This is a genomic window from Gracilibacillus xinjiangensis, assembly GCF_042651765.1.
GTDB classification, from domain to species: Bacteria; Bacillota; Bacilli; order Bacillales; family Amphibacillaceae; genus Gracilibacillus; species Gracilibacillus xinjiangensis.
The window spans coordinates 422153-446550 of record NZ_JBHSDT010000008.1 but is presented as its reverse complement, the minus strand read 5'-3'; the positions used below and the strand labels follow the sequence as shown (position 1 = coordinate 446550).

General features: G+C 36.5%; 25 protein-coding genes and 1 pseudogene. 3 read left to right on the top strand and 23 right to left on the bottom strand.

The window, feature by feature from the left end:
• Window positions 1-228 precede the first annotated feature (228 nt).
• The 4 genes from ACFOY7_RS13430 to ACFOY7_RS13415 form a co-directional block, all read right to left on the bottom strand.
• On the bottom strand, window positions 229-1695 hold the full coding sequence (locus ACFOY7_RS13430) for a serine hydrolase domain-containing protein (protein ID WP_390252610.1): 1467 nt from the start codon (window positions 1693-1695) through the stop codon (window positions 229-231).
• A 52-nt stretch (window positions 1696-1747) separates the two neighbouring features.
• The gene (locus tag ACFOY7_RS13425) at window positions 1748-2302 is read right to left on the bottom strand and encodes a TetR/AcrR family transcriptional regulator (protein ID WP_390252609.1); all 555 of its coding nucleotides are present in this window, start codon (window positions 2300-2302) and stop codon (window positions 1748-1750) included.
• Between the two features lie 231 nt (window positions 2303-2533).
• Window positions 2534-2692, bottom strand: a complete 159-nt coding sequence (locus ACFOY7_RS13420) for a hypothetical protein (RefSeq protein ID WP_390252608.1) — start codon at window positions 2690-2692, stop codon at window positions 2534-2536.
• A 328-nt stretch (window positions 2693-3020) separates the two neighbouring features.
• Complete coding sequence (locus tag ACFOY7_RS13415; protein WP_390254097.1) at window positions 3021-3416, bottom strand: NUDIX hydrolase; 396 nt, start codon at window positions 3414-3416, stop codon at window positions 3021-3023.
• 265 nt (window positions 3417-3681) lie between these two features.
• Between ACFOY7_RS13415 and ACFOY7_RS13410 the strand changes: the two genes are divergently transcribed.
• Window positions 3682-4464 (top strand): helix-turn-helix domain-containing protein, encoded by a 783-nt coding sequence (locus tag ACFOY7_RS13410; RefSeq protein WP_390252607.1) that lies wholly within the window; start codon window positions 3682-3684, stop codon window positions 4462-4464.
• Between the two features lie 4 nt (window positions 4465-4468).
• On the opposite strand, the gene ACFOY7_RS13405 is transcribed toward ACFOY7_RS13410, so the two are convergent.
• The 3 genes from ACFOY7_RS13405 to ACFOY7_RS13395 all read right to left on the bottom strand — a co-directional run bounded on the left by ACFOY7_RS13405 (window position 4469) and on the right by ACFOY7_RS13395 (window position 7872).
• On the bottom strand, window positions 4469-5077 hold the full coding sequence (locus tag ACFOY7_RS13405) for a dihydrofolate reductase family protein (RefSeq protein WP_390252606.1): 609 nt from the start codon (window positions 5075-5077) through the stop codon (window positions 4469-4471).
• Between the two features lie 319 nt (window positions 5078-5396).
• Window positions 5397-5825: a hypothetical protein gene (locus ACFOY7_RS13400; protein ID WP_390252605.1), complete on the bottom strand. Its 429-nt coding sequence runs from the start codon at window positions 5823-5825 to the stop codon at window positions 5397-5399.
• A 355-nt stretch (window positions 5826-6180) separates the two neighbouring features.
• Window positions 6181-7872 carry a methyl-accepting chemotaxis protein gene (locus tag ACFOY7_RS13395; RefSeq protein ID WP_390252604.1) on the bottom strand — a complete coding sequence of 564 codons (1692 nt, stop codon included), beginning with the start codon at window positions 7870-7872 and terminating at the stop codon, window positions 6181-6183.
• 923 nt (window positions 7873-8795) lie between these two features.
• On the opposite strand from ACFOY7_RS13395, the gene ACFOY7_RS13390 reads away from it, so the two are divergent.
• Window positions 8796-10355: a glycine betaine uptake BCCT transporter gene (locus ACFOY7_RS13390; protein ID WP_390252603.1), complete on the top strand. Its 1560-nt coding sequence runs from the start codon at window positions 8796-8798 to the stop codon at window positions 10353-10355.
• A gap of 120 nt (window positions 10356-10475) precedes the next feature.
• Here ACFOY7_RS13390 and ACFOY7_RS13385 read toward each other — a convergent pair whose 3' ends face one another.
• The 16 genes and pseudogenes from ACFOY7_RS13385 to ACFOY7_RS13310 all read right to left on the bottom strand — a co-directional run bounded on the left by ACFOY7_RS13385 (window position 10476) and on the right by ACFOY7_RS13310 (window position 23437).
• The gene (locus ACFOY7_RS13385) at window positions 10476-11222 is read right to left on the bottom strand and encodes an SDR family NAD(P)-dependent oxidoreductase (RefSeq protein WP_390252602.1); all 747 of its coding nucleotides are present in this window, start codon (window positions 11220-11222) and stop codon (window positions 10476-10478) included.
• Between the two features lie 148 nt (window positions 11223-11370).
• Complete coding sequence (locus tag ACFOY7_RS13380; RefSeq protein ID WP_390252601.1) at window positions 11371-12303, bottom strand: D-2-hydroxyacid dehydrogenase; 933 nt, start codon at window positions 12301-12303, stop codon at window positions 11371-11373.
• 101 nt (window positions 12304-12404) lie between these two features.
• Window positions 12405-13664, bottom strand: coding sequence for a mechanosensitive ion channel (locus ACFOY7_RS13375; protein ID WP_390252600.1), 1260 nt, complete (start codon window positions 13662-13664; stop codon window positions 12405-12407).
• A gap of 415 nt (window positions 13665-14079) precedes the next feature.
• Window positions 14080-14880, bottom strand: coding sequence for an SDR family NAD(P)-dependent oxidoreductase (locus tag ACFOY7_RS13370; protein WP_390252599.1), 801 nt, complete (start codon window positions 14878-14880; stop codon window positions 14080-14082).
• Between the two features lie 267 nt (window positions 14881-15147).
• On the bottom strand, window positions 15148-16146 hold the full coding sequence (locus ACFOY7_RS13365) for an LLM class flavin-dependent oxidoreductase (RefSeq protein WP_390252598.1): 999 nt from the start codon (window positions 16144-16146) through the stop codon (window positions 15148-15150).
• A gap of 69 nt (window positions 16147-16215) precedes the next feature.
• Window positions 16216-17271, bottom strand: a complete 1056-nt coding sequence (locus ACFOY7_RS13360) for a flavin-containing monooxygenase (protein ID WP_390252597.1) — start codon at window positions 17269-17271, stop codon at window positions 16216-16218.
• Window positions 17272-17444: 173 nt separating this feature from the next.
• Window positions 17445-17654 (bottom strand): annotated as a pseudogene (locus ACFOY7_RS13355) (helix-turn-helix domain-containing protein).
• Between the two features lie 7 nt (window positions 17655-17661).
• A complete protein-coding gene (locus ACFOY7_RS13350; RefSeq protein ID WP_390252596.1) occupies window positions 17662-18141 on the bottom strand; it encodes a DUF2975 domain-containing protein in 480 nt (159 codons plus the stop codon).
• A gap of 203 nt (window positions 18142-18344) precedes the next feature.
• Window positions 18345-19094 carry a class I SAM-dependent DNA methyltransferase gene (locus ACFOY7_RS13345; RefSeq protein ID WP_390252595.1) on the bottom strand — a complete coding sequence of 250 codons (750 nt, stop codon included), beginning with the start codon at window positions 19092-19094 and terminating at the stop codon, window positions 18345-18347.
• 1 nt (window position 19095) lies between these two features.
• Window positions 19096-19440 carry a ribosome silencing factor gene (rsfS, locus tag ACFOY7_RS13340; protein ID WP_390252594.1) on the bottom strand — a complete coding sequence of 115 codons (345 nt, stop codon included), beginning with the start codon at window positions 19438-19440 and terminating at the stop codon, window positions 19096-19098.
• Between the two features lie 12 nt (window positions 19441-19452).
• Window positions 19453-20016, bottom strand: a complete 564-nt coding sequence (gene yqeK, locus ACFOY7_RS13335; RefSeq protein ID WP_390252593.1) for a bis(5'-nucleosyl)-tetraphosphatase (symmetrical) YqeK — start codon at window positions 20014-20016, stop codon at window positions 19453-19455.
• 60 nt (window positions 20017-20076) lie between these two features.
• Window positions 20077-20643, bottom strand: coding sequence for a nicotinate-nucleotide adenylyltransferase (locus ACFOY7_RS13330; RefSeq protein ID WP_390252592.1), 567 nt, complete (start codon window positions 20641-20643; stop codon window positions 20077-20079).
• Between the two features lie 14 nt (window positions 20644-20657).
• Window positions 20658-20951, bottom strand: coding sequence for a ribosome assembly RNA-binding protein YhbY (gene yhbY / locus ACFOY7_RS13325; protein ID WP_390252591.1), 294 nt, complete (start codon window positions 20949-20951; stop codon window positions 20658-20660).
• A 1-nt stretch (window position 20952) separates the two neighbouring features.
• The gene (aroE, locus tag ACFOY7_RS13320) at window positions 20953-21792 is read right to left on the bottom strand and encodes a shikimate dehydrogenase (RefSeq protein ID WP_390252590.1); all 840 of its coding nucleotides are present in this window, start codon (window positions 21790-21792) and stop codon (window positions 20953-20955) included.
• 26 nt (window positions 21793-21818) lie between these two features.
• Window positions 21819-22919: a ribosome biogenesis GTPase YqeH gene (gene yqeH, locus ACFOY7_RS13315; RefSeq protein ID WP_390252589.1), complete on the bottom strand. Its 1101-nt coding sequence runs from the start codon at window positions 22917-22919 to the stop codon at window positions 21819-21821.
• Between the two features lie 2 nt (window positions 22920-22921).
• Entirely contained in the window at window positions 22922-23437 is a 516-nt protein-coding gene (locus tag ACFOY7_RS13310; protein WP_390252588.1) for a YqeG family HAD IIIA-type phosphatase, read from the bottom strand.
• A gap of 488 nt (window positions 23438-23925) precedes the next feature.
• Between ACFOY7_RS13310 and sda the strand changes: the two genes are divergently transcribed.
• Entirely contained in the window at window positions 23926-24066 is a 141-nt protein-coding gene (gene sda / locus ACFOY7_RS13305; RefSeq protein ID WP_390252587.1) for a sporulation histidine kinase inhibitor Sda, read from the top strand.
• Window positions 24067-24398 lie beyond the last annotated feature (332 nt).

Below are 24398 nucleotides of genomic sequence, written 5' to 3'. Positions count from 1 at the left end.
ATGGAAAGGAGATACATTATGAAGTATAAGTTTTTCGTTTATACTAAAAAAATAACATCATAGCGGGAAAAAAACTTTCCAAATCTTGCTGTAATTTGTCCAGCATAGGAAAGGGATATTCTACCAACACAAAAAAGGCACCTCTTTTAGATGCCCTGCACGTTATACCTATTGTTCTGGTGTCAATCAATGCGGGTAACAAACCTATAGCGAGCAAGAGTTACATACTCAATCGCTTTGTTTGTAAAAATAATAATTCTTAAAACGGTGATCCTTTATAGAACTTTGTTTCCGATAAATTATAAAAAATGTGCTGATCCCATACAATATAAGCACACCGACTACCCATTGAATGAAGAATGAAGTATCAGGTGCTGTCACTTTAATAGTATACCAAGGTGAGTGAAATACATTTGTTAAAACCGGAATAATGGTAACAGCTATTATAAGTGTAATTATTCCGGAGCCTACCCAAAACTTCGGGCGCACAACTTTTTTCCTTATTAATTGATATAGGCTCCATAAGGCAAATAATGTAATAACAACACTTATTCCCAAAACGGTCCACTGCATCGTGTAATTCGGTTCTGGAAGCGTTGGGATTCCGCCCCCCTCCATGATTTGCTTAATTCCATCGCGGAGGTAGGTTGTGTGCAAAACTTCGGAAATATTATGCTTATTTGTCAACAATACAAAACCAAAATCATCCTGTTCATCTACCAACAACTGCGATAAAGAGGTCGGAGTTGATCCGCTATGAAAATAATATGGATCATTTTTTATAGTAGAAATAAACCAGCCCAGCCCATAGTAGGAATGCTCTCCACGCTCCACCTGTGGGGAGGTGTATTCATCAAACGTTTCTTCCGTAAGAAGTCCGCCCCCTTTATTTAGTAAAAATTCAACAAAATGGACCATATCATTCAAACTGGACGCCATATAGCCATAAGGAGCACCACTATTATCATATATAACATCACTCTTTACTGGCTTTCCAAACCAAGATTGAAACCCATTTTGATAGCCTAATTCGACTGCCTTTTCATAAGTAGTCACCGTATGTTTCATATTTAACTCTTTAAAAACTTCTGCTTGCATATAATCTGGAAAAGATTGATTTGATACTGATTCTATTATGTACCCGAGCAACAAGTAGTTCATTGCACTATATTCATAATTTTCACCCGGAGTATAAGCAAGCGATATATTATCAGCACCTTCCACTACCTTCTGAATGGCATCTTCCCCTCTCACATTTTGATCCGCTAACGCTAAGCCAGCATACCCAGAAAATCCACTTGTATGGGAGAGCAACTGGCGAACGGTTACACCTTCTAAGTCTGTATGTCTTGATACCAAATCTGGAACATACACTTTAATCTGGGCATCTAATTCCATTTTTCCTTCTTCAGCCAAACGCATAATCCCTAGACTTGTCATTGGTTTACTTAATGAGCCTAACAAAAATATGGAATGATCCGTCACTTCAGTGCCATTACTTTGAACCCCCCAGCTTTCTTGAAAAATAACTTTATCGTTCTTCACTACAGCCAATGACGCCCCAGGTATGTTATATTTCTCTAAAGCATCTTTCATATACACAGCAATTTGATCTACTTTTGTATCTGCAGCAGAGGCAGATATTGGCATGCTAAGGACTATTCCAAAAAATACCACCATCACAAACTTTCTCATTTTAACTCCCCTCTCTTTTAAGTTGGTCAACCAACCAAATTAGTTTAAAAAATTATTCCTTTATATAATTACTAATTAGCTCCCACAGTATTTTATATGCTTTGTCCATGTCAAATTCATCGTCCACAATCTTTTGTAAAGCTAATCCATCAAAACAAGCTAATAAAATTCCTGCCAACTCCCTGTTTCCCGTTTTGTTTGAATTAACTTCATTCAACGGCCATACGATGCTTTCTCTCCCCTTTTTCAAAAAAGCTGATACATTCTCCTGAAAAGCTTCATCCTTTATCCCATGTGCATAACTCTCATACCGTAAGCGGTACCAATCGGGATTCTCTGTGGCACGAGTCTTTATCTCTTCTAAAACATCTAATAGAGATGCCGAATCCTTGTCTTTATCAGCATATTGCAAATGATATTCCTTTTGTGCTTTTTCTTGCACTGCGAAAAACAACTCTTCTTTACTCTTAAAATAATAATGAACGAGTCCTGGTGTAATGTTCGCAAATTCTGCGATATCTTTTATCGAAGCATCTTTATAACCATTTCTCGCAAAAACCTTGTATGCTGCATTAATTAACAATTGACGTTTATCTTGCTTATCCATTTTATCACCTCACATTACTTGATTGACCAACCAAATCATATTTATATCTACAATATTTGGACAACTACCTCAATTGTTCCGGTGAACTCTACTTAGGGAAATACGTAGCATTTGATAAATAGTAGCAAATGCTTATTTCAGCTTGTCAGATATCAAATTATGCAAGAGAGAATTGTTTATAGTGCATAATAAAAGACTCTTATTAAACTAGGTCCTCCATTCATTCAAAAGTTATCGTGTAAACCACCAAACAAAAAACAAAATCACTGCTAAGATAAACCAAATAAGTGCAGTAACATATTTTCTTTCAGTTTTCTTCTTTCCAGAATTAGCAGCGACTACACCACCAACTAAAGCAAAAGCTATTGCTATCCAAGTCCAAAAAGTCATAGAAAACTCCCCCTTTAAATATATAGAATTAACAAACTTTATTGAATTTTTCCACAGTTCACTAAAAATTTTAACATAAATATCTACTAAGCTGATGAAAATTATTAGCAATTTAACAATCTGATTTGTTGTATTTTATGTTTGTTTAGATTTGATTTGATTTTCTATGACTAAAATATGAGATTTTATAAACATAACTACATATAATCTAACAACATATTTTTAAAAGAATTCAAGTACTTTATTCACAATCATTTCTCTATTACCATGTATTCTTAACCAGTATTTTTCAACTGAAAATAATTAACCTGTTGAACAAACCTATGCTTTAGATGAATAAGGCTTGTATCTTCATAGCAACTTCTTTAGGTTTTACATCAATAGATGATAATTTATCTAAATCAACCCAAACAGGCAAATATATTCCTCTATCTCTATTTTCGTCTATGTATTCTTCTCCTTGCCCGGTTCCGAATACCCCATCAATTATATCAGCTAAGAAAAAGTATTGAGTTCCATTGAAGTTAACCTCTGTCATACAATCATTCACCTTCACTTCTACACCCAATTCTTCTAATGCTTCTCTTTTCGCACCGTCCTCTGGTGTCTCACCATCCTCTATTCCACCTCCAGGAAAAACATAATAAATATTACTCTCTTTCATTCTTTTAATAAGCCCGACTCTTTTATTTTCTATTATTACTACTGAAGCTCTATTTCGTATTAGCGTAACTCCTTTTCCTTCAATTCTTTTTAAAGAATTCTGTGCTTTCGTATAATAGGCGATTTGTTAATAGGACAACTCCATCTTTCGATAAGGCACCAGGTCTCATAGAAAAATCCAGTTGATAGAAAGATATATTGGATAAATTATGAATAAATGCTATGATATGGTTAATCTAGTACAACTCGTGTTTCTAGAATAACTGTAAATCTGTATTTAGATATTTCCTTTAGATGCCTGATGAATAGAAAGTGAGGATAAGCATATGGCCGTTTTTCCAGAAGTATATAAAGCGATATCCTATATTCAAACACACCTATATGATGAAATTTCCTTAAATAAATTAGCTGATTATGTCGGTTACAGCCCTTTCCACTTTTCACGTATATTTAAGGAACAGACCGGTTTACCGCCACAGTACTTTATCTCGTCACTGCGTCTCCAACGCGCAAAGGATTTACTGTTAAAAACAGAATTACCGATCCGTGATATTGGTTTAGAAATTGGTCAACAAAGTCTTGGAACTTTTACTACTAAATTCACCCAAAAGGTAGGGGTTACACCAGCTCGATTTCGTAAATCCGTTCAATCTGTTAAGGATAATTTGAATATGCTAAAAGAATTACAAACACATCATCTAATAACAAAACCATATGGAAAATATAACCAAATAAGTGGAACAATTCAAACAACCGAACCATTTGAAGGAATTATTTTTGTTGGATTATTTTCAAAACCAATACCGGATAGTTTGCCACTGTATGGCACATTACTTGTCAATTCCGATCATTTTGCTTTTAACATGGTCGAACCAGGTGTCTATTATCTTCTAGCAACATCGGTTCCATGGCAGATGAAATCAGCAGATATATTACTTCCCGAAGAAACCTTTCGTTATAAAAGTAATACACCATTCATTGTCGACATACATGTAACTGTTCCTCATCTGGAAATAACATTATATAAGCCTCGCTTAGATGATCCGCCAATATTAGTTTCATTGCCGCTTTTAATGGAACAATTTATCAAAAGAATGAAGCAGGGATAAAAAATTAATACAATATCTTATATGTTAAATGGACAACATCCGACCCATCAATCACTTGTTTTGATTCCAGTTTTAATTGTTCTGGCCCAATTTGATCAAACAAGCGGGTTCCTTTTCCTAATAAGACCGGTGCAACATGAAGATGCATTTCATCAATTAGTCCTGCTCGAATACATTGACTCGCAATAGATGCCGTTCCGATACTTACATTCTTATCGCCTGCTATGCCTTTCGCTTGATTTACTGCACTTATAACACCTTCTTTAACAAAAATAAAAGGCGTTTTTTCTTCTAAGTAATGTTCAGGTGCTTTGTTGGTTACAACAAAAACAGGTACCCCTTCAATTGGGTGGCTCCCTCCCCATCCATTCACAATGTCATATGTCCTTCTGCCAACAATCATAGCACCTGTTGAAGGGATAGAGCCCTCAAAAACTTGCTTATTTGTCTCGGATAATTTAAAAAATGTATTGTATCGACTTGGTTGTTCTCCACTAAACAACCAGTTCTGGATTGCTCCACCTCCATTCCCAAGTGGTTGCTCCGGTGTATCGTTCGGTCCTGCAACAAAACCATCTACAGACATTGAAATATCAAGAATTACTTTCCCCATATTATCAGCTCCCTTTTTAAAAATTCTTTCCTTCCTTTCTCCAAATCCAACAAATAGCTTTGTATTTACTATGAAACATAATAACTAACTCTATTATAAATAGTCCTTGTGAAAAAGATTTCTTTTCGCTTGCTATGTTCGGTTGCTTTTAAATGAAAAGATAACATATGTGCGTGAGGAAAAACTCTATCTACTAAGGTACGCAGTAACTTAGCAACATTCTTTTCAAGGGGAATAGTGTCGTGAGGGATGGATAAATATGTAAGAAAACCCACCAATGGTACCTAATGTATAGTAATCCCCAGTTACCGCAATAAGCTTAAAAATCGTTACTGCTCGAGTTAACCGAGATCCAATACTTCCGTTCAATTTTTTCAAGGAAAACCAATGTTAGCAAAATCAATCCGGCTCCAACTTTACTAATAATACTAGCAGTTGAGAATTTTACGATTAAATATCCGAGCAAAAATAATACAACGAAATTAACTATATAGCTGAAAACTTTACTATTATTTGATACACGTGCGCCTCTCCGGTATGGTAGTAGCAATCCAAGAATGAAGGATACAGCGAAATTAATTACAGGGGTTGTTATATCGTTATCTAATAAATAACTAAAACAAGCAATCATTAGCGCATATAAAAATGTAAAGATAAATTTCATCCATGAAGACCCTCTATTCCAGTCTTCCCCCTTCCCTTCATCCATAAAAAGAAGATAGATTAAATTTTGACTTTTTGATTTCAAACATTCTCCCTCCCTTTTTCCCATTTCGATCTGCACGTTACTTCCTTTATATCTTAGTTAACTTTAACATACTCACCCACATAAAAGGGATTAATTCCCACAAAAATATTGTGTTTAAAGTTAAGTTACATGTCCATATATTCCTGCTATCTTACGTTCGTTCTACTATGATCTTTACAGAAAATAAATAGCCATAAACCATATATAATAAGGCTTATGACTACATCTATGAGTATAAGTTTTAAATAATTTTAATTTATATCGAAACTGCACTCCTATCGTTATTCTTCTTACGTATAAAGCCTGTTCTCTTTCCTAAGAATCAGCCTTTTATTTGGTAAAATTTATTTGTTCTTTAAACTCTAAATCTTTTAATTAATTTTTGGAAATCCTCAGCTAAATCTGATAAGGAATTTGCTGAAGCTGTAATCTCTTCCATTGAAGCAAGCTGTTCTTCTGCTGAGGCTGCTACATTTTGAGAGTGCATGGAAGTTTCATTAGAAATTTCTGTGATATCTGTAACTGTTACAGAAACCTCCTGTGTACTGGCGGAAATTTCCTGAGCTGTTGCAGCCATTTCATTTATCTGTTCCGATAACTGTTCCATATCGATGTAAATTTCTTTAAAGTTACCTTCCGTCTGTTTTACAATATTTAAGCCCTCTTTTACATCTGCTGACACCTTTGCCATCGATTGATTGGAAAGTACCATATCCTCTTGTATACCTTTGATAAGATTTGAAATTTGTGTGGAAGATAATTGGGACTGCTCAGCTAATTTTCGAACTTCATCTGCTACAACTGCAAATCCCTTCCCATGCTCACCAGCTCTAGCTGCTTCAATTGCTGCATTTAATGCTAACAGATTCGTTTGTTCTGATATATCAGAAATGACTTTCGTAATCTCCCCTATTTCTTGGGATCGTTTTTCTAATGTGATCATTACCTTACCACTTTCTGTAACAGAACGACTAATTTCATTCATTTGTTTCACCGTATTGTCTACAAACACTCCGCCTTCTTTTGCTTTCTCAGTCGCTTGTGAACTAACATCTGAAACTGCTGTGGCATTTTCTGCAATAGATTGTACACCACTATTCACTTCTTCTAAAGATGTCGCACTCTCTTGAACGTTGTTAGTTGCATGTTCTGCACCATTTGCAACTTGTTGAATAGACTCTGTAATAGTTTCAGTAGCTTTACTGGTTTGTTCAGCACTTGCAGTTAATTGCTCAGCTGATGAGGCTACTAATTCAGAAGTGGAAATGACTTCATGCATCATTGATTTAAGATTGATAGTCATTTTATTAAAGCTTGTAGCCAAGGTGCTTAATTCATCTCCTGCTTGATCAAGAATTTCAGTTGTAAAATCACCTTCGCCTGCTAATTCAACTGCCCCTGTTATTGTTGACAGTCTTTTTCTTAACCTTCTTGTAAACAAATATACCAAGAGTACCGAAACACCTGCCATAATAGCCAATACTGTTAAAAATTTAACTAAGAATGAAGATAAAATACTATTAATAATCTTTTGTGATGCGCCAACATAAAAAATCCCTATTACTTCTCCAGCGCCATTTTCAATTGGCATATAGGCTGTTTGATAGGTATTTCCTGCTACGTCAGCCTCACCATAAAAGCTTTCCCCATTCTTTATAACTGTTTCAATAACCTCTGGTGAAGCTTGAGTACCTATAGCACGTTCTCCATCTAACATTACATTTGTTGTGATGCGTGTATCGCCTTGAAAGAGTGTAACTGTATCCCCTGTATCTTCACCGATTTTATCAACAACCTCGAAATTCTCATTCATCATTGTTGTCCCCTTGTACAACTGGTTGTCCTTGATCTCCCAATCCCCAGGATATTTGTTATCAACATACCGGTAAGCTAAACTCAAATCCCCTTTCGCTTTTACAACAGCAAACTCTTCTACACCCTTGGTAATTTCTCGATTCACCATAATTCCAATAGCAGTAGATAAGATAAGAATAATACCTAATACAATTAAATTTATTTTTGTTGCTAATTTTAGTCTTAATTTCAATTAATACACCTCATATTGATAGAATGTATACCAAAAATTTTAGGACCTGCCAAATAAGCCTTAGTCTTATGGCTAAGGATTCAGAGTAATGCAGGATCCTCACCTCTTAGAAGAAGGGGTTTTAGGCAATTAGTACTAATAAAATGATAACATGATCTTTTACAAAACAACAGATAATTATCCATATTTCGATAATATTCGACCAATTAACCTAATTTTCCTTATAATAGAAAAAACAGGAAAGTTTAACAAGACAATAAAAGGCTTGCTTTTTTACTATATAATCTTCTTTAATTTCTGATTGAAAATGTTCTCCTAAGAAATTACACACCAAGTAAACCACCAATTTGACCTGCTTTTCAAGAGTACGTATCGTTCGTCCCCACTGATTCCATATCATTCCATTCGCTAATAATACGCCCAGCCATTACCCTATTTTTCCATTTTTATCCGGTTGAATTATCAGACACCTGCCATATACGACATAATCCTGAGTATTATTAAGAATAAATAAGAAGAAATACCTCTTAGAATGAATAGTGGCTCTATAACTCAAATAAAGCTTGAATTTCCTATGTGCTTAATAGGACTTTGTTCGGTAAACTGTATAAGTACATCAAAAATCCCGGTTAAATTTAGTCTACTTCAGTTACGGATTACGACAGTAAGGTATTTATTCCTGCTATTTACCAGACTTGTTCCAAAGCTAGCAGGTTGCTCTAGTTACATCCATGAACAAGAATTTGGTAGTTTTCCTAATACTTTTTTCGCGAAAGTGTTATTTTATTGCAATTTTATGGGTTAGTTACTATTGCTCTTTAGAAGCAGTTCTTTCTTATATTGGTTATGCATTTTTCTATCTGTTCTCCAGTGAAACGAAAACCCACTGTGAATACATCAAAGAGGGGAGTTATCTATTTTATATGAAAAATACTTCAATAGTTTTTTACACATCATTAGTGATCGTGGCAAGTCTTGTTCTTATGGGAATAACGATGCCTGCATCCTTAGAGAGTATTACAGACAGTACACAAGGTTTTATTACTGATACATTTGGTTGGTATTACTTAGGAATAGTATCGGTGTTTGTATTCGTCTGTATTTATTTATTAGTAAGCCCTGTTGGGCGAATTAAACTTGGGAAACAGGAGGACGAGCCTGAATTTTCTCGACCAACCTGGCTCGCTATGCTTTTTAGTGCAGGTGTTGGTATTGGTTTAATCTTTTACGGTACAGCCGAACCGATTAGTCACTATGCGGTTAGTTCACCTACAGGGGAACTTGGTACCAATCAAGGGGTTAAAGATGCAATGAGGTTTACTTTCTTTCACTGGGGGATCCATGCATGGGCAATCTATGGGTCTGTCGCATTAACTCTTGCTTACTTTACCTTTAGAAAAGGTGAACGCGCCTTAATTAGTAAGACTTTAAGACCATTGATTGGGAAGCATGCAGATGGCGCAGTTGGTAAGATTGTTGACATTATAGCTGTTATTTCGACTGTTATCGGGGTTGCAACAACACTAGGTTTTGGTGCCATGCAAATTAATGGTGGCCTATCTTACTTATTTGGCCTGCCAAGCAATATTACAACACAGACAGTTATCGTTCTTATTGTGACAGTCTTATTTATTGTGTCTGCGTTAACTGGTTTAGGCAAAGGTATTAAAATTCTAAGTAATCTAAATATGGGGCTTGCAGCCATCCTTTTCTTAGCCGTATTTGTTTTTGGGTCAACTCTTTTTACCTTGAACCTTTATGTTGATACCATTGGATCTTACATGCAAAATTTCATTAATATGAGTTTTCGAATTGCCCCACTTAATGAAGAATCCCGAAGCTGGATTAATGGATGGACAATTTTCTATTGGGCCTGGTGGATTGCCTGGTCTCCATTTGTCGGTATTTTTATCGCCAGAGTATCCAAGGGCAGGACAATCCGAGAATTTGTTGTGTACGTTCTGCTCGTTCCATCACTGATTGGTTTCCTGTGGTTTACTACATTTGGTGGTGCTGCTATTACAACGGAAATTTCCGGACTGCTGTCCATATCTTCACTATCAGCCGAAGAATCTCTTTTCGGTGTTTTAGAAACTTATCCGTTTAGTATGGTGTTATCAGTCTTAGCCATTCTTATCATTGTGACGTTCTTTGTTACATCTGCTGATTCTGGTACCTTTGTTTTAGGTATGATGACAACTAATGGATCCCAAAATCCAAGTAAGCAAATCAAGGTAACATGGGGAGTTTTTCTTGCTATTACCGCTCTTGTTCTGCTTTATTCCGGGGGGTTACAAGCTCTTCAAAACACCATGATCATTGCAGCACTTCCTTTTTCAATTGTAATGGGGGTAATGGTATTTTGTTTACTCAAATCTTTGCAACAGGAAGCCAAAGAACTGGGAATTGGACAAATTAGTACCAATATGAAAAAGAAAAAAGTTGATAAACAAACCAATGAGGATGCGAGAAAAGTTGGTTAAACCTCTTTAATTAGAGTAAGCCTTGTATCAACACAATTGATTCAAGGCTTACTTTTTGTCTTTTAAACAACCGCTTCATTTAACTGTTCTGTTCATTAACATGCCTTTCTCTATAGACACTCATTCCTCTGAATTTCCAAGAGTCATCCCGCCATCCACGACCAATTCTGTACCCGTACAATACGAACTGTCGTCGGAAGCTAGAAATGCAACAGCCTTAGCAATTTCAATTGGTCTTCCAATCCGTCTTAAGGGCACTGTCTCATAATATTCCGGAACACCCTCACCATTCGTGGCCATTTCCGTATCTATCCCTCCCGGATGGATCATATTCACCCGAATCCCTTTTGGACCTAGCTCAACCGCTGCTGCTTTAGACATCGCCACGACAGACGCTTTTGTTGCGGCATATATCGAGGAATGTGCAATCGGGGAAAAAGCTGAGATGGATACATTGTTAATAATTGCCCCTTTCCCCTGCTTCTCCATATGCGGGATGACAGATTGCATTCCTAGAAACACCCCGATTTGATTGACATGAATTAACTCAAGGTACTCAGCGGTCGTTATTTCAGTGAATGGTTTACGTTGCAGAATTCCAGCATTATTTACTAGAACATCAATTTTGCCAAATTTAGTGACAATCTCTTCTACCGCGGTTTTCCATTCTGCTTCTTTCGTCACATCCAACTGAACTGGATAAGCACGGTTATTCCCGATTTCTTCTGCTGCCTCTAAAGCATTTTTGTAGTGACGAGCACCCACAATCACTACACCACCTAGTTCTGCCAGATACTCTGCAATTGCTTTTCCTTGTCCCCGGTTGGCTCCTGTTATAAGGATGACATGATCTTTCAAATAAGGCATAAAAACTCTCCTGTCTAGTCTGAATGTTTTAGTCTAATCTAGCTTTCCTTTACTATGTTAAAATAAGGCTGATTTTTTTCTAGGATATATTTTTATTTTCTCTCCCACATTTTAGCAGACAAAAAAGGGAAATGACGTATATAAAAAACTAATAACCTTGCTTAACATCCACCCTATTCGGTAACGGTTTGTTTTTCTCAATATTTTCAAGTGTTTCGACAAAGCATTCTGCTGCTTCTTTTGCTGTGGTTACTGCAGAGATATGTGGAGTAAGGAAAATTTTCGGATGCTCCCAAAAAACATGATCCTCTGGCAGTGGTTCATTTGCAAAAACATCAATTACTGCAAATCTCACTTGATTACGTGTGATTGCTTGCAGTAAGTCTTTTTCCTTAACAGATTCTCCCCTGCCAACATTGATAAAACCAATAGAAGAATAATGATCGAAGATGCCTGCATGAAACAAGTTTTCTGTTTTCTCTGTTAATGGCAATGTATTGATTACATAATCCACTTGGCTTAATAATGAATAATGCGAATCTATTGTTAAGATATCTGCAAAATGATCTTTTTGTTTACCGCTCCTTGATACGCCATAAACTTTTACCCCAAAACCAGTTAACACTTCCGCTATTTTTTGCCCTATCTCTCCTGTTCCATAAATTAGCACACATACCTCATTCAACATCTTTGGGGTTATTGGTTTCCACAGCTTTATAGACTTCTGGTACTGAAACTGTTCATGAAACTGTATGTCTTTTAATATGTAGCTAAGGCAATATTCACTTATTCTTTGACCAAAGGAAGTGATGGTTCTTGTTAAAATCACGTCATCCTTCCATTCATTATGAAACGTGAAATTGTCTACTCCCGCTCCTAATGAATGAACCCACTTTACCTTGCTGTAGTCATAATTGGATGTTGTTTTAAAAGTTACCAGGGCATCTGCCCATTCGAGATCCTCCCCATTAAGATTTTCTTCTGTTAAAAAGCGAATCTTCTTATTGATGTGGTAATTTTCCAGTAAAACTTCTAATTCTTGATTGATTGGACTTAAAAAAATTATGTTGGCAATATTCATTCAATATCCCCTTCTTTTTTATGATAAAGCTGTTGATCGATTCTCTTCATCACAGCAATAGAAAACAGCACCTTAAGAAAGATGCTGTTCTACTAATTATATTATTGGAAATCTTCCGGTTTATCAATGGTTGGCTTCTGGTGATCTTTCCTCATTTTTGTTTCTGCTTTAGCAAGTTGACCTCGTGCAAAATCACGGCCACCGATACCGAATGCAATCGCAAATGCTACCATCAACCCGCCAAGGATTAAAATAAACGCAATGTTAACAATCGATGTAGCAAATTGCAGTTGATCCAGTGTCATAAATACAGCAAACACGATAACCACATATTTGATAATAGCAGCGGAAATCCCACTGTTTGTATACTTTCTAATAAAGCTTTCAAGGAAATTGGCTAGCAGCAAGCCACCACCTAAGATAAGCAGGCCACTTACAAGGTATGGAAGATATTTGATAATTGCTCCGCCGATCATATTCAATACATCTAACTGCAGAACATTTAATGCTTCCACAACGAAGAATAAAATGATCAACACTTGAACAATCATGCCAATTGATTTTGACAGATTAAATGGCAGTTTTGCTCGGGCATTTTCAAGCCCTAATGTTTGGAAAATAGAGTTTACGCCAGTACCTTCCAGCAGTCCTGACAATAAATTACCAACGATCTTACCAATATAATAACCGGCAATTACTAAAACAATTGCAATAAACACATTTGGAATCATTTGCAGCACATTGTTTAATACCTGTGTGATTGGATTTGAAATTGATTGAATTGCTAATGCTTCCAGTGCCATTGTAATAACCGGAATTAAAATAACGATAAACAATACATTAGCAAGAATGGAAGATAACCTTGTCGTTGAATCAGGTGCAGAAGAAGCTGGTTTTACTTTGTTATACCATCTGTCTACATTTACTGTAACAAGAAAACGTTCGGTTAATTCTCTGATCAGTTTAGCGATCACATAGCCGATAATTAAGATAACAGCAGCTGCGATCAGGTTTGGAATAAATCCAAGAAGTTTATTCATCATGTTGGAAATTGGCCCTGATACAGAATTCATATTTAATGCATCAAGGATTGCCGGCAGGAATAGAATAAACACTAATAAATAGACAAATTTTGCAATTGATTCCAGAAAACTCTTTGCTTTCACTTCATCTTCTATTAATTTCGTTCTGCTCATTGCCCGATGGACACCAAGCTTAACCAATAATTTTTCAATAATATTTTTCGCAACTACCGCAACAATCCATGCAAGAATCAATAGTAATAGTGCTTCGATTACATTGGGGATTGCTTGAACAAGCTGATTCAGCATCTCTCTAAAACTATGTCCTAGATTATCCATTTCCTCATCTCCTTTTATATTTATCTACTTTACTCTTTAACCTTGTGGCATTGTTTGTAAACATATTTTTTAAATTAACGATTGTTTACAAATTTCACATATGTTAAAAAATGCGGAGAAGATCTTTGTTTTGGTAGTTGAATATTTTTGTGAAATAGATAATCCTCTTATATTATGTTGGGTTTTTCCTGAGAAAGAATAATTATCCTTATGCAACTTAATTGCAAACACGTTCATAAAGATTATGATCAATGTCACAAGTGTCCAGAGTAAGACGTCCATAAAATCCCTCCTAAGAATATATACATCCTAAGAAAAGTATTGGTATATTTTGAATCTGCCCCTTCAAATCTCCTGCAATTTCAGAAAAAAACATCAATTGCACTAACGAGCAATTGATGCCATAGGATTTTTATTATCTCATCACGTTCCCGCCAGAGATCTTTAAAGACTCTCCGACAATATTCTTAGCTGCATCTGTTAATAAGAATGCAATGCTGTTTGCAACTTCTACAGGTTCTGTTAATCGGCCGGACGGAATTGTGCCTAGAGATTCTTTCTTTGCTTCTTCATATGAAATATTTTTATTTTCCGCCTTCTTTTCAAATCCGTTTCTTGCCATTTCGGTATTCACATATCCTGGGCAAACGGCATTTACTCGGATATTATGTTGAATGGCTTCAACAGCCATTGATTGCGTCCAGCCAGTCATCGCAAATTTACTTGCAGCATAGGCACTGTTTCCGTGGGTCCCTCTTAATCCAGATAAGGAAGACACATTCACAATGCTGCCCTGTTCCCGCTTGATCATTTTTTGATAGATCGCTTGTGTCAGACTGAATGTTGCAAAATAGTTCACTTCCATTATTTTTTTCATATCTTCTTCCTTTAATTTCTCGACGGTTGATCCGCCGGAAATACCGGCAATATTCACAAGTCCTGAGATAAAACCTAACTTTTCTTCAGCAGTCTTAATCAATTTGCCGCGATCTTCCTCTTTGTTTAAATCTGCTTTTTCAGCACATATATTGTTTTCATCCGTGATTTCATACAACTCGACTTTGAGCTGGTTCAGTTTCTCCATATTACGGCCAGTGATGGTTAATTTAGCACCCATTCCTGCAAGCACTTTTGCCGTCTCATTGCCTATTCCGCCTGTAGCACCAGTTACGAGAATGTGCTTGTTTTCTAATGCATCTTTTGCAAAAACTTTCATTTCTTTCCTCCTCATCTCCTTATGTAAACTCCAGTTAATTTTTTCATTCCCGCATCGACTACTTCCTAAACAAAATTAATTCTTATTCTGATCCTTTATACCTAACTCGATCAATAGTCTCCTTTGCACACTCGTCCAAAACTTCTTCAACTATATTCTCTTAAATTTTCTATTCTTATCTTTCATTTTTATAAAAATCAGTCAGTTAATACATAAAAAACTAACGTATAAGTGAATACGTTAGCCAGCCCAATGGAAAATTCTATATCAGCCATCTAAAACTGCTTCTTTAATTAACTCGTAGGACCTCACTTTTGCATGAAAGTCGTAAATGTTCGTTATGACCATAAATTCATCTGTCTGATAATTATCACGTAGTCGCTCTAATTCCTGCTTGACCTTAGCCGGTGTGCCAACAATGCATCGCTTGCGGTTATTGCTTATTTCTTTTCGCTCGTCTTCTGTAAAGCCTTTTTCTTTTACCTCCTCAATGGAAGGGACCTTTGTGTCCCGGCCTTTCCCAACATTCAATAGCCATTTATCCTGACTTATGGCAAGCTCTTCTGCTTCTTCTTCTGTTTCTGCACATATAATGAATATACAAACAATCGTTCTTGGTTGTGGTAGGGAAGGGGATGGTTGAAACGCCTGATGGTAGGCCTCTAGTGCTTTCTTTCCATTTTTTGGATTGATAAAATGTCCAAAAACAAAACCTGCTCCCATCTCTGCCGCATTTCTCGCACCTCTTTCCGATAAACCCAGGATCCAGAGGGGCGGTGCTGCTTCTATTCTCGGCCCAGCTTTTACTAATCGAAAAGGATGGTCTCTTTCCAAAGAATTATGTAAAAATCCCTGCAAGTCTCTCACCTGACGAGGAAACTCACTTAATGATTTCGTTTGTCCATCTAATAATGCTTGCCGTGTAATTTCTGCACCACCCGGGGATCTTCCAATACCTAAATCAATTCGATCAGGAAATAATGCTTCCATTGTTTTGAAATTTTCGGCTATTTTATAAGGACTATATTGCGGCAACAACACCCCACCAGAACCTACACGAATTTTTTCTGTGACGGATGCAATTCTCGTCATTAAAATCTCAGGAGAAGTACTTGCCAATCCAGAAGTATTGTGATGTTCAGCAACCCAGTATCTTTGGTATCCTAGTTTTTCTGTAATTTGGGCGAGTTTTAATGTGTTTTGTAAGGTTTCGACCGGATTATCTTCTCTTGATATTGGTGCTTGATCTAATACACTTAATTTCATACCTATCACCTGCTCTCTCTATATAAGTGTAGCTTGTCCGATGAAAAAAATAAAGAGAGGCTTATCGAGTCAGTCTGCCGATCTGCTGAACTTTCCGTTAATGATTTCAGCAATATATTTTGCATCATAGCCAACTCCTTGCAATAACGCTGAACCACGTCGGGATTGCCAAGGCAAACCTATAAAATATAACCCCTCCATATTTGCTACCCCTCTATCATGCCGTATATTCCCATTATGATCGAAAACCCCATCTATTTTTAGCCAGGGAAGTTCTGTCTTAAAACCTGTTGCCCATATGATATTGTTCACTTGGAGGGTTGTATCATCCGCAAATATTAACTCGTTCTCCTTTGCAGCGATAACCCTTTTCTTCACTTTTACTTCATTTCTCCTCACTGCATTCTTTAATTCCGAACCAAATATAAAGTCTCCCTTTTTTTGAATGATCTTGCCAAGGAAGGAATGACTGTCTGTACTTAAAATTCCCAGCTTTTTAAACCACCAGAAAGTACTTTTCTTCCCTATTATTAGCGGGAAGGAACTAAGTTTCCTGCTGACAGCTAAATAAGTATCCTTTTTTTTGGACAATTCAACGGCTATCTGTGCCCCGCTGTTTCCTCCGCCTACAACTAATACACCGCCATTTACTAACTGGCTCGGATTTTTATATTGTGAGGAATGGATTTGATAAATACTGTTTGATAACTCGTTTGCAATGGAGGGAATATTCGGTGTTTGGAAAGGTCCTGTTGCAACAATCACATGCTTGGCCTTGTATTCTCCCTTCCTCGTCATTATTAGGTAACTATCATTTGTTTTTTTGACATGTATCACTTCTTCTTTTAAATGGATGGGAAATTCAAACATCTCTGCATATTTTTTAAGATAATCCGCCACCTCAATTTTATCAGGAAAACCATGTTTTTCCCCACTAAAAGGTAATCCAGGCAATGAGTTGTATAGTCGAGGGGTAAATAACGTTAAAGAATCGTATCTCTCTTTCCATGTTTCCCCTATTTCGCTTCTTTTATCTATTAGTAAAAAGTTTTGATTCGCCTTTTTTAAGTAATAGGCAATAGCAAGTCCAGCTTGGCCACATCCAATTATAATGGAATCATACATGGTTTACTCCCCCATTGTTTAAACAATTATAACCTCTTCAGCATAACATTCAAACATATATTTGATTATAGTATACTATGCTTCCCGATATATTCAAGTGGTTATTTGAATAATATAAAAAGGAATTGGGCTGACCCAATTCCTTTTTAGCCTTCGTATCTTTAAGAGGTGAATTACTCCTCTTTCATATATTCTAAAACCTCTCCAGGCTGGCATTCTAATGCTTCACAAATTCCCTCTAATGTGGAAATCCTGATAGCTTTCGCCTTCCCATTTTTCAATATCGAAAGTTACGATATGGTGATTCCAATCTTTTGCGATAATTCCGTAACACTCATTTTTCTCTTCGCCAGCATAACGTCAATATGGATGATGATGGTCATTACTGCCTTATACCGTTAAGTCATTTTCTGTTTTGATTTCCATTGCATTTTTCAATAGCTTCTGAAGCACCGCAGCAAAAACTGCAACAACCATTGGAGCTAATGCTATCACCATTCCGATGATGATCAGACCAGGTGCATCGTCTTTTTCTGCAACAATATATACGAGCGGCATTGCCAGCAAAAATAACATACTGATCGTTGCGGCATAGTATTTGATATATTTCAATGCTGTTACAGACAACTTCGAGAAGGCTTTGTTCTTATCAATATAGCGGAGAAGTTTTAAAGATTGGTACAATACTAGGAAATATAATATTGCTGATAGATAGATGCCGATGGAAGCAACTTGAACCCAAAAAGAAAATTCAGGTATAAATTCTCCTACCCCTACCGTTAATCCTGGTATGACAAAAATACATAATGCAAGTACCGGAACTGCCATAAGAAATACAGCTATTTTGAGAAACAATGTCTCAGGTTTCATTTATTTACACCTCACAAATATTATATCTATTAGAATTTATCATAAATTTTATCGTTTTACAATAAATTTTTATTAAAATAAGTTAAATCTTTATTGTAAATATTTGTTAGTATGAGACAAAAACAAAAGCATCCTTCATATAAAAAAGGGTGCTTTTGAATAGAGAAACTATTTTATTTTATGCTTCTTTGAACAAGGGCGCATTACTTCTGACAAACAAAAAATATACGGTTCGCTTGTTCTGGATCCTTACTAGTCTTCAAAGAAAAGTCACTGCACACATCGAGTACACTCATACCAGTTTTCTCGATCAGGCCTCGATAAAAATCAACAGGAAATGTACGCTGGTGATGGGTTTCATCAAACCGTTCATAAAGATTTCCTTCCTCCTGCTGAATAAAAAAGGTCAAATCATGTAAAAGTTCACCGTTCTGCTCGCCTTTTTCACAAAACCAGACATAGGATACATCTTCATAAATTTCTGCAAATGTTTGATCCGCCATATTTTCCCGAAAATGTTTGATACTATGAATATCGAAAATAAAGATCCCACCACTGGCAAGTCCATCAGCAACGTGTTGGAACACTTTTTCCAGATCATTTTCTTCTGTCACATAGTTAATCACATCACAAAGACTGATAATCACATCAAAATCCGTTAGACCTTCCAATGCACGAATGTCTTGTTGTAAATAGGTGACTTTCTGCTTTTGTTCGATTGTTTCTGCTTGGGCATATGCTAACATATCCTCAGAATAATCGACACCTGTGACATCCATGCCGCTTTTTGCAAAGCGAATGCTCATCTCACCTGTTCCACAGCCAAGATCAAGCAACCGCTGTGCATGCGGATGATACCTCTCGATCTTTTTAGTGACAAATTCCTGCCATTGATCATATGGGGCATCATCCATGAGTACATCATATACATAAGCCAGTTTCGAATAGGCCATCTTATAATTTCACTTCAAGCTGAGGAGCATCTCCCCATAATTTCTCTAAATTATAATAAACACGTTCATCACGGTGAAAGACATGGCACACAACATAACCAAGATCAACTAAGACCCATCTCGCCTGGTCAAAACCTTCCATCCGCTTCACATGGATTTCTTGTTCTTCCGCCACATCTTTTACTTCACGAGCGATGGCTTGTACCTGTCTTTCGTTGGATGCATCACAGATAAGAAAATAATCGGCCATTAAGGATACATCCTTCATATCCAGAACGACAATCCCATCTGCTCGCTTGTCATCACACGCTTTTGCTACTATATCCACTAATTGCTTACTATCCATTAAGTTTCCTCCCTATTTTTTAATCATTAAACCTTCATTATATAAATGAAAGGTATCTGGATAAACTGGTTGTTCATGCTCCATCAGAAATTGGACCGTGTTACGTGCTGCCATCCAGCAAGCCTGGTCAATATCTTCATAAACGATCGCCCGTACTTCGTCAACTCCTAAAAAAGAACGTCCTGGCTCAATATAATCGGCAATAAAAATTATTTTATCTAATAAAGACATATAGCTTTTCCCTGTTGTATGGTAATAAATTGCGCTTTGGACTTCCGGATCTTTTATCCCGACTTCCCGTTCCACCATCACGGAGCCAACAGGCCCATGCAGCAATTCATCTCCATATTCCAGTAAATCCTGCGGTAATTTCTCTTCGATTACCCAGCGTCGCATTTCTTTGATGTCTCGATATTTTGCATAATCATGAAAAATGGCTGCTTGCTCTGCTTTTTTCACATTAGCTGAATAATGTTCCGCTAATGCAATCGCAGTTTCCATCACTCTGACAGTATGCTCATAGCGCTTTTTCTTCAACTGTTTTTCTACAATGGCTAAAGCTTTTTCTCGTTCCAATTTTATTCCCTCACTGACATTATCTTTAACAGACAGGTTATTCTATATTTATGATTGGAATCACCTTTGATATAACTTCGATTTTTCAATAATTACTTTCACTTCTGGTGTTGTTAAATATCGAATCGACCGGTCATTCGCTACCCGATCTCGAATCATTGTTGAGGATATATTGATTAATGGCATTTCTACTTCTTCTATATTATATGCCGTTTCCATGGAATGGCCTGGCCTGTTCACACCAACAAATTGTACTATTTCATTTAACTCGTCAATCTGGTGCCATTTTGGCAAATATTCGACCATATCACCACCAATAATAAAATAAAAAGCAGTGTCAGGATATTCCCTTTGCAAATCCCGAATCGTATCGATTGTATAGGATTTACCTGTGCGATTTAATTCAATCCCATTCACTCGAAAGGCAGGATGCCCTTGAATCGCTGCTTCTATCATCTCTTTTCTCAGAATACCATTAGACTTTGCATCCTCTTTGTGTGGCGGATGATTTGTCGGGATAAACCAGACCTCGTCTAATTGTAATGATTCATATACCTGTTCTGCCATGATTAAGTGCCCATAATGAGGCGGATCGAACGTTCCACCAAATAAACCAATCTTACGCACTGTTTCCACCTTCTTTATGGCAATTTAATCTCTTTATGTTCCTCTGATTCTTTATATAATACAATCGTATTTCCGATGATTTGAACAACTGTTGCACCAGTTCCTTCTGATAACTCCTCTGCTACTTCATCTTTTTCTTCTAAACAGTTTTGCAGGATGGATACTTTAATCAGTTCTCGTCGTTCTAGTGCTTCTGCTACTTGTTTGATCATATTATCATTCACACCATCTTTCCCTACTTGAAAAATCGGGTTCAAATGATGTGCTTTTGAACGTAAAAAACGTTTCTGTTTTCCTGTTAATTGCAATTTATTCACCTCTTAGTTTCTCTTCCAGCTCGTCTACCATATGGGCAATGTCCAGATGCTTTCCTGTCCATTTTTCAAATGCTAATTGAGCTTGATATAAAAGCATGGCATGTCCATGATGAATCAATGCACCATGCTCTTTTGCATTTTGTAATAATTTTGTTGTTATTGGCTGATATACAATATCACTAACTACAGCGTTTTGTCGAATATTATCTAATTGAATAATCTGGTCTTCCACATTTGGCTTCATGCCGACAGATGTTGTCTGGATAATTAAATCATATTCATGAAGGTATTGTTCTGCCTCTTGAAAGGACATTACTTTCGATTTGGCTGATCCTGTTCTTAAAGGTAAAAGTGCTTCTGCTTTATCTAAAGAGCGATTGGCTATATCAATGTTTTTTACACCTTTTTGTACGATCGCCCGGTAGATACCTCTCGCTGCACCACCAGCACCTAATAATAACACAGATGTACCGTTGTTTAAAAGATCAGGATATGGGTCCATTAATGAACGAACATACCCTTCCCCATCGGTACTGTATCCTTTCCATTTTCCATTTTCATTCACCACCGTATTTACGGCACCTAAAATCTCTGCATCCCTATCTAAATTATCTAAATAATCAACAATTACTTGTTTATAAGGTACAGTAATGTTAAAACCATCCACACCGGATTGTTTCAAATTCTGAATTACTTCAGGCAGTTTGGTATGGTCCCCTTCATATAACTTATATTCCCCAGTTAGGCCAGCTAAATCAATAAATTTTGCATGAATCCATGGAGATAATGAATGGCCGATTGGGTGGCCGATTAATCCTAGCTTTAACGTCATATACTTCTCCCCCGCTATTTTTTCTACTAAATTAAAGCTTGACGGATCGATAGGTGAATACCCTTTGGTGCATGCATTGTTACCGTTATTCCACCTTCTGGTACAGTGATCCATCCTAAACCTGGAATGACAATGTCTGTTTTCTCATGACCTATTTTAAATGTTTGTTTTGTTAATGCCGGCAGTTTTTCTAACGTTTCTTTGCTTGGCGGCTGCAATAATTCACCAACATGTTTCTCATAAAACTCATCGGCTTGCTCCAGCTTCGTCCGGTGAATCATTAATTGGTTAGAGAAATAACAAACGAATGATTGTTTCATCCCTTTTTCAAAATCAAATCTGGCAAATCCGCCGAGAAATAACGTTTGTTTATCCTGAAGTTGATAAATCTTTGGCTTGATTTCTTTTTTTGGTGTAATTTCCTTTAAATCTTTATCTGTCACATAGTGAACGATTTGTGATCGATTAACAACACCTGGCGTGTCAAATAATGATGTCTTATCATCTAATGGAATTTGGATAAACCCTAGTGTTGTACCAGGGAAATAAGATGTCGTGATTGCATCATTTATCCCGCTGGAACGGTTGATCAGCTGGTTAATGAAGGTTGATTTTCCTACATTCGTACAACCAACAACATATACATCTTTTTCTCCCCGCATCTCTTCCATCGCTTGTTCGACCTCTTCAAAACCCTGTCCTTTAGCGGCGGAGATGAGGAAAACATCCTGTACTTTCAATCCATAATCACTTGCTGTTTTCTTCATCCAATGAATTAATTTATTGCGATTGGTCGATTTCGGTAATAAGTCAACTTTGTTTCCAATTAAAATAATCGGGTTATTCCCTGTTAGTCTTTGTAATCCGCTAATAAAACTGCCATTAAAATCGAAGATATCAACGATTTTAATAACAAGACTGTTTGTATCACTAATCTGATGGATCATTCGTAAATAGTCATCATCCGTATATTCTACATCTTGTACTTCATTATAATGTTTTAACCGAAAACAGCGTTGGCAGATTACTTGCTCATTATCCCATGCACTTTTTGGTAAAAACCCTGCTTTTGTTTTATCTTCTGACTGTAATGGTACACCACAGCCTTCACAATGAACGATCTCCATATTTAATCCTCCCATGTTATCATGCCTTTTTTCCGCATCCAATTCAAAATTCGCCGCTCCATCATCCGGTTTAGCCTGGTTATTTTTCCGTCCGTTTTCACTATTGGTACAACAAGTATTGTATGAAAACCTGCAAAATTGCCGCCAAGCACGTCTGTCATTAACTGGTCGCCAATCACGACTATATCTTCTTTAGCTAAATTCATTTCCTTGGCAGCACGCTTAAATGCATGAATTAATGGTTTCCGTGCACTATAAACATATGGTGCCTCTAATGGCTCTGAAAAAACACTAACACGCTCTTGATCATTATTTGAAATAATCGTCACTTTTATCTCATATTTTTTCATTTCTTTAAACCAATTAATAATTTCTGGTGTTGCATCCTTCACGTTCCATGCAACTAATGTATTGTCAAGATCTGTAATCACACCTTTTATTCCCATCTCTTTCAACTTCGCTGGCGTAATATCCAATACAGACTTAACATGTTCGTTCGGTAAAAATTTTTTCAGCAATGGTTGTCCACCTCTATTAGTTATTTTCCGTTAGAAACTTAAGCCTTTACCTATGATAAACAATTTTCAGTAATTCTTCCACTAAAAAAAAGAGAAATCTTCCTTTATAAAAAGATAATGCCCCTCCAATATACTAATTTGCTCCATATAAAAGAATGAAAACATACCAAAATATGCAGTTAATTGAGAAATATATCATGCCATATTGTAAAATCGTTCGACAATATTTAACACCCTCTTTCTTGTGGATAACTTTATGCACATCTTCCACAGACAAAAAGCAGGATATACCCCTGTTTATCACCATATTGTCCACAACTTATGAACAAGTAACTGTAGATAACTTAACACTTGTTCGCTCAACTATTTCATGCTAAAGTAACGGTAAAGAAATAATTGGATGGAACTTGGCAAAGGTTATTGCCGTAAACGATATATAGAGAGAACTATTTTGGATTCAAATACCCTATTAATCGGAGGGACAAGCATTGGAAAATTTATCGGATGAGTTACTTATTGAGTCGTATAGAAAGGCGAATGAACTTCAATTAAGTTATGAATTTATTCGATTAATGGAAGAAGAAATGAAAAGAAGATCATTACTGGACTATTTACATTATACGAATTAATAATAATAGCGCAGATAGAAAGTGCCCCTTTCTATCTGTTTTTTTTCATGATATATCTTTCTTTTTGAATGTCGGCACTTGCCTGCTGTTCGTTAACTACTCTTTGCGCGAATTCTGTACTTTTCAGTATTTTCTACTAATTCCTGGGTCATACTAATCGAAAACCCGAACACTCCCTCCTCATATTCCGTGAACCCTGGCTCCACTCCTTCGTTTTGATTGTGATTGTACTTAGATCTAGTAGATTCTGTCATTTAGCATCCAACTGGGAACCCAATCAGCGAAAAATTTTTTTTCCGTTTATTTTAAATAGGATATTTCTCGGCTAAGAA